At 40.0% G+C, this 17,339-nt stretch carries 11 protein-coding genes; 8 read left to right on the plus strand and 3 right to left on the minus strand.

From position 1 onward, the window contains the following. Positions 1–60 precede the first annotated feature (60 nt). Positions 61–522: a GNAT family N-acetyltransferase gene (locus BUF13_RS04450; protein ID WP_073570512.1), complete on the minus strand. Its 462-nt coding sequence runs from the start codon at positions 520–522 to the stop codon at positions 61–63. Positions 523–592: 70 nt separating this feature from the next. Between BUF13_RS04450 and BUF13_RS04455 the strand changes: the two genes are divergently transcribed. Both BUF13_RS04455 and BUF13_RS04460 read left to right on the plus strand, forming a co-directional pair. Beyond that, the gene (locus tag BUF13_RS04455) at positions 593–1,102 is read left to right on the plus strand and encodes a RidA family protein (RefSeq protein ID WP_073570513.1); all 510 of its coding nucleotides are present in this window, start codon (positions 593–595) and stop codon (positions 1,100–1,102) included. A 785-nt stretch (positions 1,103–1,887) separates the two neighbouring features. Continuing rightward, the gene (locus tag BUF13_RS04460; RefSeq protein ID WP_073570514.1) at positions 1,888–2,406 is read left to right on the plus strand and encodes a hypothetical protein; all 519 of its coding nucleotides are present in this window, start codon (positions 1,888–1,890) and stop codon (positions 2,404–2,406) included. Positions 2,407–2,809: 403 nt separating this feature from the next. On the opposite strand, the gene BUF13_RS04465 is transcribed toward BUF13_RS04460, so the two are convergent. Beyond that, a complete protein-coding gene (locus BUF13_RS04465; RefSeq protein ID WP_073570515.1) occupies positions 2,810–5,647 on the minus strand; it encodes a PD-(D/E)XK nuclease family protein in 2,838 nt (945 codons plus the stop codon). Then, positions 5,644–8,886: a UvrD-helicase domain-containing protein gene (locus tag BUF13_RS04470; RefSeq protein WP_073570516.1), complete on the minus strand. Its 3,243-nt coding sequence runs from the start codon at positions 8,884–8,886 to the stop codon at positions 5,644–5,646. Before BUF13_RS04470 ends, BUF13_RS04465 begins: the two co-directional genes overlap by 4 nt. A 199-nt stretch (positions 8,887–9,085) precedes the next feature. Between BUF13_RS04470 and BUF13_RS04475 the strand changes: the two genes are divergently transcribed. The 6 genes from BUF13_RS04475 (at position 9,086) to BUF13_RS04500 (ending at position 17,294) form a co-directional block, all read left to right on the plus strand. Then, positions 9,086–9,616, plus strand: coding sequence for a GNAT family N-acetyltransferase (locus tag BUF13_RS04475; RefSeq protein WP_073570517.1), 531 nt, complete (start codon positions 9,086–9,088; stop codon positions 9,614–9,616). A 174-nt stretch (positions 9,617–9,790) separates the two neighbouring features. Beyond that, complete coding sequence (locus BUF13_RS04480) at positions 9,791–10,417, plus strand: hypothetical protein (RefSeq protein WP_134204332.1); 627 nt, start codon at positions 9,791–9,793, stop codon at positions 10,415–10,417. Between the two features lie 151 nt (positions 10,418–10,568). Continuing rightward, complete coding sequence (locus BUF13_RS04485) at positions 10,569–12,461, plus strand: ATP-binding protein (RefSeq protein WP_073570518.1); 1,893 nt, start codon at positions 10,569–10,571, stop codon at positions 12,459–12,461. A 27-nt stretch (positions 12,462–12,488) separates the two neighbouring features. After that, positions 12,489–13,298 carry a creatininase family protein gene (locus BUF13_RS04490; protein ID WP_073570519.1) on the plus strand — a complete coding sequence of 270 codons (810 nt, stop codon included), beginning with the start codon at positions 12,489–12,491 and terminating at the stop codon, positions 13,296–13,298. 49 nt (positions 13,299–13,347) lie between these two features. Further along, positions 13,348–13,908: a pentapeptide repeat-containing protein gene (locus BUF13_RS04495; protein ID WP_073570520.1), complete on the plus strand. Its 561-nt coding sequence runs from the start codon at positions 13,348–13,350 to the stop codon at positions 13,906–13,908. Between the two features lie 416 nt (positions 13,909–14,324). After that, positions 14,325–17,294, plus strand: coding sequence for a DNA polymerase III subunit alpha (locus BUF13_RS04500; RefSeq protein ID WP_073570521.1), 2,970 nt, complete (start codon positions 14,325–14,327; stop codon positions 17,292–17,294). The last annotated feature ends 45 nt before the right edge of the window (positions 17,295–17,339 follow it).

Here is a 17,339-nt window from a genome sequence, read left to right on the forward strand (position 1 = left end):
CTAATATTTATCTAAAGGAATATCAGAGATATAGCTGATAAATATCAGTAAATCAGACAACTATAAATCTAATTCCATCACTAGATCACATCTCACATATTTGTCATTGCAAAGCTGTATTTCCTTGAATCCCAGCTTCTCATAAATCGAAATAGCTGCCTTCAACTTGGAATGAGTATATAAAATCACCTTATCAGCACCTTTTTCCTTGGCTATTTTCAAAATCTCTTTTGCCAAAATCATCCCAACACCCTTGCCTTGAGCGGACTTGTCCACGCCCATTTTGATCATTTCGTAAGTAGTCTCATCCACTTTAGCGAGGCCTATAGTTCCGACGATTTTTCCTTCAGATCTGGCAAAAATGATTTCCCCTCCTTTGTCCAAAACATATTTCTCAGGATTCTCCAATTGCTCTTTGTCGAAAGGTTCAATTTCAAACAACTCCTCGACCCAAACTCTATTAATTGAATTAAAGTAGGGTTTTAATTCAGGTGAAAACGGAAGAATTTCTACATTTTCCATAAGCAGCGATGCCCTCAGGCAACTTTTTAGTAATATTCCGCTAGATTAGTTTCATACAAGCAAATATCCAATGAAAAACATCCTGATTTTATCTTTTTTAATCCTTGGCTTCAGCCAAATCTCATTTTCTCAAACTCAAAGCCCAGAGGCAAAGCTCAAGGAACTGGGCTATGAACTTCCAGAAATCTCAGCCCCTATCGCCAATTATGTAAAGTGGAGACAGGTAGGAAACATGTTATACCTAGCGGGAACTGGCCCGGATGTATTTGGAAAAGTAGGTGCAGACCTGACGAAGGAAGAAGGCTATGAAGCGGCCAAAGAAACAGGCTTGGAAGTGATCGCTGTGCTGAAAAAAGCCACGGGAGATTTGAGTAAAATCAAGCAATTCGTAAAAGTCTTGGGTATGGTCAACTCAGATCCTGATTTCACCGCCCAACCAGCGGTAATCAATGGCTTTTCCGATTTGATGGTCGAAGTATTTGGAGAAAAAGGAAAACATGCCCGTTCTGCCGTAGGAGTAGCTGCCCTACCCAACAATATGGCTGTTGAAATCGAGGTGATCGTAGAGCTATATGATTGATATTTCGGTTTAGATAGTAAAAAACGACTTTTTATAAAGTGGCAAATTCGATAGTAGTTTCGTATACTAATTGTTGGCAGTAATTTTATGACGACAGACACTCATATTCCAAAACGACAACGGATTTTCCTTGTAATAGCTATTTCAATAGGAATTTTGTTATTGAGTACATATCAATTGAATTTAATTAAAAATGGGACACTTGGTGTTTTAATATTTCTTTACTCATTTGGACTTTCAATGAGTTTATTAGTCTCAAGTGCATTAGTTGACCTTAACAATCTCAATACTTATTTGGCTTGGCTTAGTTTATCAATAATAATGTTGTTAGTTTATTGGTGGACAAAAGATTCTCCAGACTTCTCAATTTCACGAACTATGGACTTTTATGAAAAAAGTAAGTTTAACATCTATGTCACAAATAGTGGGACAAATGCTTTGAGGACTTTATTTTTCTTTCTTATAGTGTATCAGTTATGTAACATTTTTATGAAGCGACTTATTTCCAAACCACTAGTTAATACATTTAACCAATTTTCTTGGACACATGACTCTAGCAGGAGACGAATCACAATTTTTGACGTGACTTTCAATATTATACTCTATTGCGTTGTAATTGGCTCAGCAGTTCTGAAATAAAAAACTACTGCCAATAGTGGCTTGGCAAAAGCGGGGATGAAGTGGTAGCCGAAAGTTTACAGGTTTTATTTAAATTGGCGGTGGCTGACAGTTGGTTGCCCCGAAACCCCGCCTTCAGCAAGCCGCGGCCCGTTAATTTTTAAAAAATGACACCAATTTTTCTACTTATCCTCAGCTTTTTTTCTTCATTCTTTCAAGAAGAAAGAACTTTTGATGCTTCTAAATTCACCTTAGATGGGATTTCTTGTTTTCAGACTACAGAGGAACAAATTAAGAGGACCTATGGAGATGTAGCTCTTACAGAAACGGACTATGAATGTGGATACTTTTCAAACCGAGAGCAGAAAAAAAACTATTATGAATTGATTTATCCGAAAAAGACTTGGATTGGTAATTCCCAACAGGGCTATCAAATAGATGTAATTGAATTTGATCCTGAAGGTAAAACCCAACTGAAATATGGAGACTTAATTTTTTCAGGTAAATCAACCAGAAAAGAACTGGAAGAATACTTTGGGTCAAAGGCCAGCCCTATCCAGATAAATGAACCGAAAAGGATACATCTTGATCATTTAGCAGGAAGCTTCGAGGGTAGAGACGATGGGTTTATTCTATATTTTGGGAAGGAATATTTAGTAGCCTTCCAGTATTCGAGTCCTTGTTAAGGATTATTTAATTTTCCTGAAAAAGCTGAATTAATAACTCAAATATTAACAGTTCGACCCACTTCGGGGTCGTGGTGTATTGCTTATCTTCTACCCCCGGTTGCACCGAGGGTTATTGAAGGTTCGACCACTTCGTGGTCTTTTAAGATTACCCAAAACCTCGATTTCCTTTAGTCTACACTACCAATTAGAGCTTTCTGATGATCCTGAAGGGATCAAACTTATAAAAACCATGGGTGCAACCCATGATAACGAAGCTCCAGAACTCAGCAATCTTGGTTCTTTGTACATGGTACTTGGTACTCACAGTCCTAAATATCGAATAGTGAATGTAGAATTTCGAATAACGAAGGTTCAGAGCTCAACCTACTTGGTACTTTGGACCTTGTACTTGGTACAATCCTCACCTCCCGCAAATCTCCTTAAACGGACAGAACTTACACTTTTCCTCATCTTCAGTCTGCAAGAATGGAACCTCAGGATTGAGGATTTCTCCCAGCATACCTGACAAGCCTTCCATAAACTCCTTTTCAACAGCTTTATAATCCTGAATTTCTTGCCCATTCATCTGAAGGAATGGATTAAACTTTGGATTATAGATTTCCCGAATATTGAATATCCCGGGCTTTAATGGCTTCTGATTTTCTGGATGCTCAAATTGATAGAAATAGGCATAAAGCAAAGTTTGCATAGCCGCCTTATTTCTCTTCTTCTCATCTCGGTCAAATAAGGACTCGATGGAAAGGACTTTCTTATCGTCTTTCCCAGTTTTATAGTCAATTAGCCTTACAACCCCATCCTTCAAATCCACACGGTCTATGACACCCTGAAGAGCGAAGTTCACCACACCATCTTTCGTTTGGACAGGAATACTGGCAGGTACGTCCGCTTCCACTCCCAAAATGGTAAACTCACCATTTTCCTGGTCGTATTTGAGAATGGCTTTGAGGTATTTGATGAAAATCTCCCTGGCAATCTGCAATTGACCAGAATACTCCATGGATTTCCCCTCTTCTACCTTATAGAAATTCCGGATGGCTTGATCAACAGCTTCAGTTGCCTGAGGCATCAATCGATCAATTTCATGGGAATCAATTGTCCTTGGAGTCTTGGATTCGTCCAGGCCATAGATGGTCTCAACCGCATTATGCAAAATCGTCCCAAAAGTAGAAGGATCAATCTCCGTGACTACCTCCTCTCTTTCCTTCAAACCAGCCACATAGCGGAAGTAAAACTTCAATCTGCAATCCAAATACATATTCAATGCAGAAGCGGATAGAGGACGGTTTTTACCTTCTGGATGCTCTTTTGCCAGAAAGATCTTCATGTCATTCAGTACTTCAGGAGTCTTTTGAACCTGAATCTCTTTGGCTGGTGTCAACCCAACCGGAACCATGGCGATTTCCGGTCCAGCAACTCCCATTTCAGCTTGCATTTGCTGGAGAAACCGGCTCATCTCTCCTGCTTTCCCCTGATCAGCTGCAGTAGTATAAATCAAATGGACTTCCTCTGCCCGATGCAGTAGTCTATAGAAAGTATAGGCATAAATCGCATCATTTTGCTCCTGAACTGGCAAACCAAAAGCTCTTCGAAGATTGAATGGAATCATGGAATTGATCCCACCTCCAGGAGGAAAACTGCCTTCATTCAGATCGCAAATGATCACTCTGCGAAAATCCAAATTCCTGGATTCCAGCACACCCATCATTTGCAAGCCTTGCAATGGTTCTCCCTCAAATGGAAGTTTCAATTCTCTGAAAATTTGGCGAAACAGTTTCAGAACAAAATCAATTTTCAGAGTCTTAGAATTATTTCCCTGGAAAATCTCCTTAATCCGATTCAATTGCTTGAAAGCTTGAAACAAATAGGATCTTTGAACTTCATCATCTTGGAGATCCTGAGCCAAATGCTCCATCAATTGTCCCAGATATTCAAAAATCCCAGATGGATCTACTTGTTGAAAAACCAATTCCGAAAGCTTGGACTTACCAACTAGTTGGCTTGCGGGAATTTCCAAGATGTTTTCTCCTTTGATTTTTTCCAATAAAGCCTGAAAATGAGCCTGATCCTCTTTCAATAAATAAGGAAATGAAAGCAAATCGGTAACAGGCTTATGGTAAAAATTCACCACTCCTTCCCGGATTTTCACATAGCGCTGTAAATCCAACACCGCATCCAAAAAGGCATAAACAGGCGCATTTCGAACTGGATACCCCATGGTCACATTCAGCTTGTCTATATCCGAAGGCAAGGAATGCAAAACAGGAAACAGTAATTGCTCATCCGGTAAAATAATTACCGTTTCTTCCAATTTCTCATCGGAAGGAAGCTCTTCCAACAGCTTCCCCACCAAATTTGCCTGATTGGTTTTTAAGGGAATGGAATGAACGTGAATATTATCTTTCTTCAGTCGAACTTCATCTGGGATTTCTTCAGGAAAAGTCTTACCAAAAATTGAATCCTTTTGGTAATCTCTGAAAAACAAACCAGCTTCTTGAATGGGATCATTCAAATAATACTGATCCACATCCCAAAAGATCTCCGCTCCAAATTCCTTGACAAAATGCCCTATCAATCTTTCCTCAGTCAGAGTAAATGCATTGAAACCAATAAAAACGTAATGCTTTTTGGGTTTTTCGATTGCTTTCAGGTTTTCTGCAACTTGCCTGTACAATTGGCCTGAATAAGCCAATCCGGCTGTTTTTAGTCGATGTTGAAAATCCTCATACAAACGACCCAAGATTTGCCAAAATCTTAGAAATTTCTGTTTCTCCTGATCATTCTGCTTCGCAAAGGCCAACCAAAACTGAGAAATCAAATCCTTTTGCTCCTCGGTTAAGAAGCTTAAATCAGATTCAAACTCCTTGATTTCGGCCAAGTTTTGATATAGAACCTTTGCGGGGGCCATAAATTGGTCCAGATCATTGAAATCCTTGAGAATCAACTCTCCCCAGAAATAAAAGCGATCAAAGTCTTCCGGCTCCTCCTGAATCTGTCTATACAGTTCGTACAATTCAAAAATCAAGGTCAATTCATCGGCTGGGGCCTTTCCTGCCAAACCATAAAAGACTTGCTCGATGGTTTTGACCTCCGGAATCCAGACTGGATTGTCGATCAATTCACCAAGATATCTGGTAAAGAATAAACCTGCTCTTCGGTTTGGCAATACGACCACCAAGTCCTCCAATTTTCGAGGAGAATCCAGAAGCTTTTGTGCTGTTTCTTTCAAAAATGGGATCATACTTCGATAATTTCAGTGGGTTCCAAATAGCACAAAAAGCCTTTTACCGGTTTTTGACTCAATTGATTGACTAATCCCATGTATTCTTTGACTTGCTTTGGATGTGAGGAGTATTTTTCTCCTGTTTTAAAATCAATGACCAAAACTTCATTTTCACCTATCAGGACACGATCTGGGCGCTTTTGATGTCCTCCAGGCAATAAAATCCCTTGTTCTGCCAAAGTCAGATAATCTCCGCCAAACCAACTTTGGAACTGTGGCAATTCAAATAATTTTTTCAATTGCTCGCTTACTTCCTCGGCTGTTTCGCGATCAATTCTACCTTCAAAAGTGTATTCTTGAAGAAGCAATTCGGCATCCTTTTGAGTTTTGGAAGCTGCCAAAAGCTCATGGACGATTACTCCAAGTCTCCTTTGAGCACGCGCATTCAGACCATCTCCTGAAAAATCCCATGCGATTGTTTTTGTTTTGAGCTTCGTTCTCCAGTCCTGAGTTTCCCATCGCAATGGTTTCGGGCTAAAGCTTGACCTCTCCTTTTCAATTTCAATTGTAGCCCATTCTCCAGCTTCAAAGACTAGATTTTCTACATCCCAATGTTGACTTGAACCAAATTCAGAAATCTCAAATCCTGAAGAAAAAAGGCTGTAGAGGATATTTCCAGTAGATTTTTGACTGACACCCTTTGATTTGCTATTGGTAAAATTGGAATAGCCCCAAATCACTTCCTCGGCCCGAGTAAAAGCCACATAGAGCATATTCAAAGAGTCCAAATAGGCCAATCTAACTTCATCTTGATAAGCTTTGGAAAAATAGGAATCCTTCAGCGTGCTCCCATGTGTCAGTGGCACGATGGTTTCCAAACCTGTTTCAGTTGCAAATGGAGACCAAATAATCGGTGCCTGCAGACCATCAGCAACCACTTTCCAATCCAAAAATGGCATGATTACAACCTTGTATTGAAGTCCTTTGGACTTATGGATTGTCAAAATCCGCATGGCATCATGATCCTCAGGAATTTTCACAGTTCTCTTCCTGCTATTCAATTCCCACCAATCCAGAAAGCCAACCAAGTCCGCCCGATTGTTTTTCACAAAATCAAAAACAGCCTCTTTGAATCCGGATATATAGGCCAAATCTGCTTGGAGCTTCATCAAATCCAAAAACTCAATGCTTTCCTCCATCAACTCCAACAGTGGCAACTGTAGGAATTCATTCAATCTGGATTGAAGTTCTCCATCCTTTGCTTTGAGCTCAGGCACTTGCTTGAATTTGTGGAAGAGTTCGTGAGAAAATGGAATTCCATGAAGCAAAGCATAATAATACCAGGCTGTTTTCAGGGCCACTCTATCCGCTGGATTACTCATGTATTTCCAAAGTGCCAACAAGCATTTGACGGCAGCGGATTTATCCAAAAAGAGAGATTCCTCGGAAAGAACATCAAATCGATAGCCTGAATTAGGATTGTCTCTATCATATGCCATCAAATAATCTGCGATCTCCACTCCTTGCGAATTCTTTCGAACCAGAAATGCGATATCTTTCAACTGATAGCCTTTCTCTTGCAATTCCATCACTACTTGAGGAAGTTTTCCCAAAACGCCTTCATCATCCTCTTCCTCCTCTTCTTCGGATTGATAACTGGATCGGGCTTGCTTTTCAGTAAACTCCACTCGAATCTTTCCTTGAAAATCCAATTGAAACTTCCTTTCAGGTATTTTTTGACTAGATTCCTTAAAGGCATTGGAAAGCAATGAGTCGGATTCAAAACCAAACTCTCTTTCCATCCCTTCTTCCATCAAAGGAGGTAAAGATTGAAATAGGGAATTATTAAACTGGATGATTCCAGGTAGGCTTCTGAAGTTGGTTTCAAGATTTTTGACTTTGATGTAGCTTTCTGGAATTTGACTTTGTACCTCCTGCAAAAGCAACTCTAATTTCCCCCCTCTCCATCTATAAATAGACTGCTTGACATCCCCTACCAGCAAGTTTGTATTTCCAGATGCTAATGAGTTTTCCAATAAGGGTTTAAAGCTAGACCACTGAAAATCAGAAGTATCCTGAAACTCATCAATCAGGTAGTTTCGGTATTGATTTCCAATTTTCTCATAGATAAATGGAGCTTCATTATCCTTAGTGATTTCCTGCAAAAAGTCATTGACATCCGAAATCAAGAGAATACTTTCTTCATCTTTCAACTCCCTGAGTTCCAAAATCAGGTCTCTAAAAACCCCAAAAGCATTCAGGTTTCTGTGTAAAGCTTCAAGAGTATTCCAATGCTTTAACTTCTCAGGCCAAGAAAAAAGAATTTTATCCAAACCAGAATTAATTGCCGATTCCAAAGCAGCAGCCTTTTTATCACCTTTTTTGAACCAGTTCAGTGGATCTGGCAAATCACGAAGCATGGTATCAGTCAAATCAGGAATAGGATTTTCTGGATCACCCAATCTGGAAAACCGCAAGGCAAAGCTTCTACTCCCACCTTTAAAATCAGTCCATTCTAATCCATGATCTACTCGTATCTCTTCAGCCTTTTGCCGCATGGATTCCGCCTCGGCTATTAATTTGGCTCGTTCCTCCCTAATGTATTTTCGAAATTCTCCCAAGAAACCTTCACGAGCCACACTTTGCTGGAAAAGCATTCGGTAGGCCTTGAAACCTTCCTTGAAAATCTCCCTTCCCAAACTTTTGATCCCTGTACGAATATCCCAGGACTTTTCATTTTCGATCTGTTCCTTGGCATATTCTACGAGCCAAGTTCGAAGGTTTTTATCTTGACTAACCTTCTCAACGATACGATCCACCAACCTCTCCAAAACCGCATCTGTATCCATTTCAAGATCAAATTTGGCCTGAAGGTCCATTTCTCTAGCAAAGGACCGAATAACACGCTGGAAAAATGAATCAATCGTACTGACAGCGAAATAACCGTATCCGTGAAGGATGTGAAGAAGCGTTTCTTTTGCTCTAGACTGAAGCTGTTCTGGGGTCAAATCCAAAGATTCCATCAAAACTTTCTCTAGATCACCTTCCGGATTTACCCTTTGACTCAATTGCCCCAATACTTTCAAAATCCGCTCCTTCATCTCTTGAGTTGCCTTATTAGTAAAGGTGACAGCCAGGATTTGCTTGTAAGCGGACCGAGGGTTTTGAAGAGCAAGCTTTAAGTACTCCAAAGTCAGGGTATAGGTTTTTCCAGACCCTGCGGAAGACTTATAAATGATAAAGGGTTTTAGATCCATAATAAAAAGTCAAAGATCGAAGATAGAAAACCTCATCAACTTTCTGGGTTACGATTATTCAAATTGACAAAAAATGTCGCATACCAATAATTTGGTACAGATTTTCAAACAATTGGAATATTTTAGATTTTTAGACATATTGAACTAACAAGTAGTTTTAATTTTATCATCCACACCCTATCAAGCTTTCTTACTTTCTATGAAAAAGTACATTTTCAAGAGTAAACGGCTTGGATTTCGCACTTGGAATTCGGCTGATTTAGATGCTTTTGCAGCCATCAATCAAGACTCTGAAGTGATGCATTTCTTTCAAAATCCATATACAGTAGAAGAAAGCAGAGACAGGATGAAATTGATGAATTCCAATTTCGAAAAAGACAATTTCTGCTATTTCGCAGTAGATTTTTTAGAAACTGGGGAGCTTGCAGGAACATTGGGAATGGGAAGAAAAACTTTTCCAGCAAGCTTTACTCCTTGTATTGATATTGGATGGAGATTTGGTAAAAACTATTGGAATCTGGGTCTAGCAACAGAGGGAGCTTTAGCCTGCCTAGAATATGCCCGAAGTCTTGGGATCGAACAAATCCATTCTTATGCCTCCACTGCGAATAAAGCATCCACAAGAGTCATGGAAAAAATAGGGATGGAATTCCTAGAAGAATTCGTCCATCAAGAACTACAAGATTCTCCACACCTTCAACCTTTTAGTGCTTACAAGATAACATTGTAAAGTGCAATTTAGTTGGTTTTTATTCAGTAAAAAATTAGAATTTTTATATTAAAAGACTTATTTTCAGGATGTTAACTGAATTTCCAACTTTGTAAACTCCCTAGAGGGAAGCTTTTTTGGTCTCCAAACTGGAGTATTTTTCGAGTTCAATTATCAACCCAAAATATTTTAACCATGAAATGTTATTTTATGAGCAATGCCGCAAAAATGGCGGGTTGCTTGAGTATTATTTTACTTTTATCAGGATGTATGTCTGAAACATCCGAACCAGTAATTAATACAGACCAACAAACGGATGCAAAATTGACAGACGACTTTTATTCCTATCCATTGGAAAATTTGAGAATGGATCCAGGGACCTTAAGTATGGTAGCTAATCTAAGGGCAGCTACTGCAATGTACCACCGAATTGAGATGGCAATGGAAGCTGGCTATTTCCAAGGCACACCATGTGTATCCAGCCCAGATGGTGGAATGGGATATCATTATATCAGACCCGAAACTCAAGGAAGTCCTATCCCATTTGATGGATTATATGATCCTACTATGCCTGAAGCAATTCTTTACGAAATGGATAAAAATGGTCAAATGAAATTAGTAGGAGTGGAATTTGTCATTGATGCAGATGCTTGGGATGCGGAAAATGATATGCCTCCTTATTTTGGAATGCAAGAATTTGATGAACCAGATGAAGAGCACAATCCTCTACCTTTTCGAAACTACCAATTGCATGTTTGGGCATGGAAGCATAATCCCATGGGGATATTCATTCCTTTTAATCCAAATGTAAAATGTGAATAGCATTAAGGCCCTTCGAAATAAGGGCCTTTTGCTTTGATTATCAACACATTCAATCTTAGACTCACTAAATATTTTTTAATAGCTTTATTTTAAATTTAGTACTAGTAAGTTATCTTCCCATTCTCAAAGAATCTTTTCAAGACATCACCTAATGTCAAAATTAATATTATTGATTTCATTGGTCTGGGCTTTCTCCCCATTTCAGGAGGAAAGTACCGACCAAAATGAATCAGAATTTTTATTAAACTCATTGATCGACAAAGGGGAAAAATACCTTTATGTTGAATGGGATAGCGCATATCACTACCTATCCCAAGCAGATTCAATAGCAAGGTCTTTAAACGAGGAAAACAAAATCGGTAAAATAGCCAACCTATTTGGGACACTGTATTATGTGGAAGGGGACTATGTCGAATCCATGAAACATTTTACTATAGCTAATGAAATTTTTAATAAAACTCAGGATGTCTCAGGGATAAGTTATGCTCTTAATGGTCGTGGATTAATTTCCCTAAGCCAAAATGAACTAGAAGAAGCGATTGACGTTTTCAACCGCTGCATCAACATCAACAAGTCTTTAGGAGATACCTATGGGGTTGGAAAGAATTATTTCAATAGAAGTATCGCTGAGTCTGATTTAGGACAATTTGACAAAGCACATAAATCAATAGATCTCGCGCTTGAATACCTCAATGACCATAAGGATAGGGTAATCTATACCATGACTCTAAACAGAGCTGGTAAAATTTATTTCGACGAAGGAAAACTTGATGAGTCCGAAGAATATTACAATCGTGTTCTTGATTACCCAGGCACTTTAACCAATTGGGCTAATGCTTTTGCCTATTCCGGTCTTGCGGAGATTGAATTAGCAAAGGGAAATACAAGGAAAGCTTTAGATCTAGGAGAGATTGCCCAAGGCTATGTCGACAAAACCAGAGGCTATTGGGACAAGGGAAGACTTGCCAAAACCTTAATGTCGGTTTATGAAGATCTTGGCCAATATGATGAGGCACTGACTAATTCAAAACTGTATAAAGCTTACTCTGACAGTCTCTATAGCGAAAACAAAAATGCTGAAATAAGCTATCTGCAACTTCTTTTGGCAAATGCTGATAATCAAAACTTGAAGCAAGAGAAGGTCTTGGCAGAAAACAGCGCTGAATTCAATCGAAAGTTCACGATAATCCTTACCATAGTCCTTATTGGACTGATTATCGGCTTTATACTTTACGGAAGAGTCATTAAGGAAAAGGAAAAAATCAATCAAGTACTTCTTGAGAAACAAAATGAGATTCAAGTTCAAAATGAAAAACTTGAAGCTATCAATGAAGAGAAAAACAAGCTGTTTTCAATCCTTTCCCATGATTTAAAGGCTCCGATCAATTCGGTAAAGCAACTTTTGGAATTGGAGGAAAAAGGAGTTCTAGACGAAGAAGAGCAGAAGAGTGCCCGGAAACTCCTGATCAAGCAAGTATCAGATACGGATCAAATGCTTAGAAAGCTGCTAAGATGGTCCCATGCCCAATTAGATGGAATTTTGACGAATCGAACTCCAACTAACCTTTCGGAAATCGTAAATGAAGAAGTTGACCAATTAGATTATCAGACAATTTCAAAGAACATCAATATCGATGCTTCTCTTACATTCGATAGCCTTCATGTCCTTGTGGACCCTCAGCAAGTCCGAATCATACTTCAAAATTGCCTTCAGAATTCCATCAAATTCTCTAATCCTAATAGCGAAATCAAAGTTTGGAATTCGCATCATGATGATGAGGAATATGTGAACCTCCACATTAAAGATGAAGGTATTGGGATTTCTGATGAAAAATTATCAGAAATTTTTTCTCAAGTGGTTCGGGTAAAATCTACTGAAGGAACACAAAAAGAGAAAGGGACAGGATTAGGATTGCTTTTGGTACGACAGTTCATGGAAAAAAACCAAGGTCATATCCAAATCCAAAGTAAACCGGGTGAAGGAACGGAAATCATTCTTAGCTTTGAGAAAATCAATGTTCCTCAAGAAAGCATTGATTCCTAATTCCAACTTATCACCAGCTTTTGTCGCATGAAAAAACTTTTTCTACTTCCTGTTCTTTGCTTCATTTCAATCAAAACATTTTCTCAGGAAATATCTACCCGAGAAATGGATCGAATCAACTGGATGGAGTTTGCAGAGTTTATTCCTGAGAAAATCAATACTGTATTACTTCCCACAGGCACCTTGGAGCCCCACGGAGTGATCAATAATGGTGCTGACAATACTGCTCCTGCAGCCATGGCAAAAGATCTCGCAGATGAACTCAATGCTATGATTGCCCCTACCTTGAACTATGGAATCACTGGTAGTATGGCTGCTTATCCGGGTGCCTTTCAGATTACAGAAGAAGCATACGGGCCTTTTATCCGAGATATTTTGAAAGGTCTGGCGAAAAACGGTTTCAAAAACATCATTATCCTCAATGGGCATGGTGGTGGACAAACTGCGGTATTGCAGGATATTGCTGGCAAAGTGGCCAATGAATTGGGAGTAAGAACCTTAGTAATCAACTGGTGGACCTATGCTTCCGATGTTACTTTGGAAGTGTTCAAAGAAGACGGTGGACATGCTGGCCTTAATGAAACCGCATACATTCAAGCGATCGATCCTACTTTGGTTCACAAAGAGCGATACAAGCCTGAACAAGCTACTGCTTACCCACAAAACAAAGCTTGGTCTGCAGTTCCTTTTCCTTCTTCTATAGGTCTGTATCAGGAAGGTCAGGGCTATCCAAACTTTGATCAGGCTCAGGCAGATGAATACTTTGAGAAAGTAAATGAAAAAGTCCTCAAACTGATTCAGGATACCATTGCCAAATGGGACTTGGCTGGACTTTGAGTTTTTACCATTTATCAATTCAAAAAATTAGCTTTTAGACTTAGTCTTCATGTCTTATTTCTCAGATCAAACTTTCAAAAATCTTAATCAAGCAGACTTTCAAGCTGGAGAATATGAATCATGCATTTTCGAAGGCTGCAACTTTTCAAATCTGGATTTCAAAGGCTGCTCTTTTGAAAATTGTGAGTTCAAAAACTGTGACCTAAGCAATATCAAAGTCAGTCAGGTATCCTTTCAGGAAGTCAACTTTGACACCTGTAAAATCCTGGGGGTACACTTCAATACTGCCAACCCATTTTTGCTTGAATTCAGCTTTAGAAGCTGCCAGTTGGATTATTGTAACTTTTATAATCTACAGCTTAAGAAATCCAGCTTTATTGGCTCTCGAATGCTGGAAGTTGACTTTTCTCAATGCAATCTTACCGGAGCTAGCTTTCAAGGCTCAGATTTAAGTGGAGCTGTTTTTGATCAAACTGTTTTGGAAAAAGCAGATTTCCGAAATGCCCAAAACTATCGAATTGACCCAGAAATCAACAGGATCAAAGGAGCTCACTTTGACCTAGATGGTCTTCCCGGTTTGCTGGGTAAATATGGGATTAAGATTGGCTAGGCTTCTCCCTCCCTCCCCGACATTTTTCTACAAAATCAATCTACCTACTTGATTGATGAATTTCTTTTTGTTTAAATTATAAACATTGAACTGTTAAAATAATTGACAATTTTAATAGAGATACAATGGAAATATGCTCCATCCAGTTGAAAGATTGCTCTGCAAGCAGATATAACTAAGATAGCCTAAAGGCAGATAGTCTTATTGAAATAATTGGAAATACAATTGAAATAAACTTCCCTTTGGTCGATGAAATACTATCTCGTTCAATTTCGCCGAAGGCTTATCTAGGAAGCGAAGCGACCTTATCTCAGCGGAGCATATCTCAAGCGAAGCTTGTATTTCAGACGACGAAGGAGTCCTTATCTCGCCGAAGGCATATTTCAGGAGCGAAGTGACTATATATAATTAAAATCATGTTTATCAATTGCCATTCCCACTTCAGTTTCAAATACGGTACTCAGTCCGTAGACGCTCTTATTTCCGAGGCAAAGAGCAAGAAACTTGATGCCTTGGCTCTGACGGATATCAATAGCACAGCAGGCGTATTTCCATTTATCCGAGCAGCCCAGAAAGCAGGAATCCATCCGGTCATTGGGATTGATTTCCGCAATGGAACCAATCAGCAATACATCGGATTGGCCAAAAATCAGGAAGGCTTCTTTGAACTCAATGAACACCTCTCCCATCATCTGACTCATAAAAGGCCCTTTCATTCAAAAGCTCCAGCTTTCGAACATAGTTTTGTAATCTATCCTTTTGCGGAGAAACTCTTTCCCCTTCGGGAAAATGAATACGTCGGCATTCATCCCAGTCAATTCAATCGCCTACTTACTTCCCCTTGGTTTCGAAAAAAGGAAAAGTTGGTATTGCTTCAGCCAGCTACCTTCAGCTCCAAGATTCAGTTCAATGCGCACCGGCTTTTGCGAAGCATCGATCTAAATACACTCCTCAGCAAACTCCCTGTAGAGGAACAAGCCGATCAGACAGATCAGTTTTATTCCTATGCGGATCTGATTGCTCGCTGCGAAAATCACAGTTACCTCCTCGTCAATGCTCAAAAGCTTCTCGAGCAGTGTCAATTCTCTTTCTACTTCCAGGCTGTAAAAAACAAGAGAGACATACTCGGTTCGGATTGGGAGGATTTTGATTTTCTCCGGCAGGAAACTTTCAAAGGAGCCATCCGACGCTATCCTAATCTGACGACTGAGATACATAAGCGAATCGAAAAGGAACTGGAACTTATCCAACAAAAAGGCTTTGTCTCCTACTTCCTGATCAATTACGACATAGTCACTTTCGCCCAACACCGTAATTTCTACCATGTGGGGCGAGGTTCCGGCGCCAATAGCATTGTAGCCTATTGTCTAGGGATCACAGATGTGGACCCCATCGAGCTGGACTTATATTTTGAGAGATTTATAAATCTGTATCGGGAAAACCCTCCTGATTTTGACATTGATTTCAGCTGGACAGATCGGGACGAGGTCACAGATTACATCTTTCGCAAATACAATTCTGGCAAAAATGAGCATGTCGCTCTTTTGGGTTCCTACAGTACATTTCAATACAATTCCATGCTTCGGGAATTGGGTAAAGTCTTTGGCCTTCCCAAGACTGATATCGAGTCTCTGATCCACTTTGCAGACAAGGACGATTATCAACCCGATCAGTATGGTAAATTGATCATCAAGTACTCACAAGTCCTTCATGACATGCCTTCCCACTTGACCATTCATGCCTGTGGCATATTGATTTCGCATAAACCCATTCATTACTTCACTGCCACGGAGATGCCTCCCAAAGGCTTTCCTCTTGCCCATATAGACATGCATACGGCAGAGGATATCGGCTTGCACAAGTTTGACATCCTCAGCCAACGCGGATTGGGACATATCAAGTCTTCACTGGAGATCATCTATCAAAATCAAGGAGTCAAAGTCGATATCCGGGAAGTGGAGAAGTTCAAAAAGGATCCTAGGATCAAAGAACACCTCAGTACCGGACATACCATCGGGGCATTTTATGTGGAATCCCCCGCCATGCGTATGCTCTTGGCTAAGATGAAAGCCAATACCTATCTGGAGCTCGTTGCGGCCAGCTCGATCATACGCCCAGGAGTAGCCCGTTCGGGAATGATGCGGGAGTACATCCTTCGGCATGTAGATGAAAATCGCAGAAAGGTCGCTCATCCAGTCATGTGGGATATTATGCCGGAGACCTACGGAATCATGGTCTATCAGGAAGATGTGATCAAGGTAGCCCACTATTTTGCAGGTTTGAGCTTGGGAGAAGCTGATGTACTGAGAAGGGGGATGAGTGGCAAGTCACGCTCCAAGGATGAGTTTCAGCGAATCAAAGAGCGCTATTTCAACAATTGTAAAGAGCTGGGACGAGAAGAGCATGTTGCCAAAGAAGTATGGCATCAGATTGAGAGTTTTGCGGGCTATTCCTTTGCCAAGGGACACTCTGCTTCTTTTGCAGTAGAGAGTTACCAAAGTCTCTATTTGAAAGCCTATTTCCCTCTCGAATTCATGGTGGGAGTAATCAACAATTTTGGAGGCTTTTATCATACTGAATTTTATGTACATGAACTCCGAATGAATGGAGCAAACATCCAGGCTCCCCATCTCAATGAAAGTGAATACCTAACTCGAATTACCGGTAAAACCGTCTTTTTAGGCCTTATTCACATGAAATACTTGGAAAAGAAGACTGTTGAAAAGCTACTTACTGAACGTCGGTCAAATGGACCATTTCTGAGTTTGGAAGACTTTGTTTCCCGAGTAGAAATCAGCCTGGAGCAATTGATCATCTTGATTCGGGTGACTGCTTTTCGCTTTACCGGAAAAACCAAACAGGAACTTCTCTGGGAAGCTCATTTCCTTCAAAATAAGCGAAAGGCTGTCGTGGGACCTCAAGATCTATTTCGAAGTCAAAAGGCTCCAATTGCTTTTGGGAAAAAGCCTCCTGAAGTTCCAACTCTAGATGAAACGGACATCAGACAGGAAATCCTGGATCAAATCGACATCTTGGAGTTTCCGCTGGATTCACCTTTTCACCTAATCAAAGATCAAAGCATCCAAGGAATCAAGGCCTGCGAGATGACTCAATACTTGGGAAAGCAGATTACAATTCTCGGCTATCTAGTGACTGTCAAGTACACCAGAACCGTTAAAGGAGATGTCATGCATTTCGGAACCTTCCTGGATCGGGATGGAGACTGGATCGATACCGTACATTTCCCTCCCGTGGCTAAAAAGTATCCTTTCAAAGGTCGGGCGATCTATAAAATCCAAGGCAAAGTCGTGGAAGAATTTGACTTCTATTCGATCGAAGTGAATGCACTGGAGCGGATGGCTTATTGGAATGCTGGGGAGGATTGATCAAGCTTAAGACTTGAAAAACCATTAAACTTTACAAACCCGGTT

The sequence above is a fragment of the Algoriphagus zhangzhouensis genome (assembly GCF_900148515.1).
Classification (GTDB): Bacteria; Bacteroidota; Bacteroidia; order Cytophagales; family Cyclobacteriaceae; genus Algoriphagus; species Algoriphagus zhangzhouensis.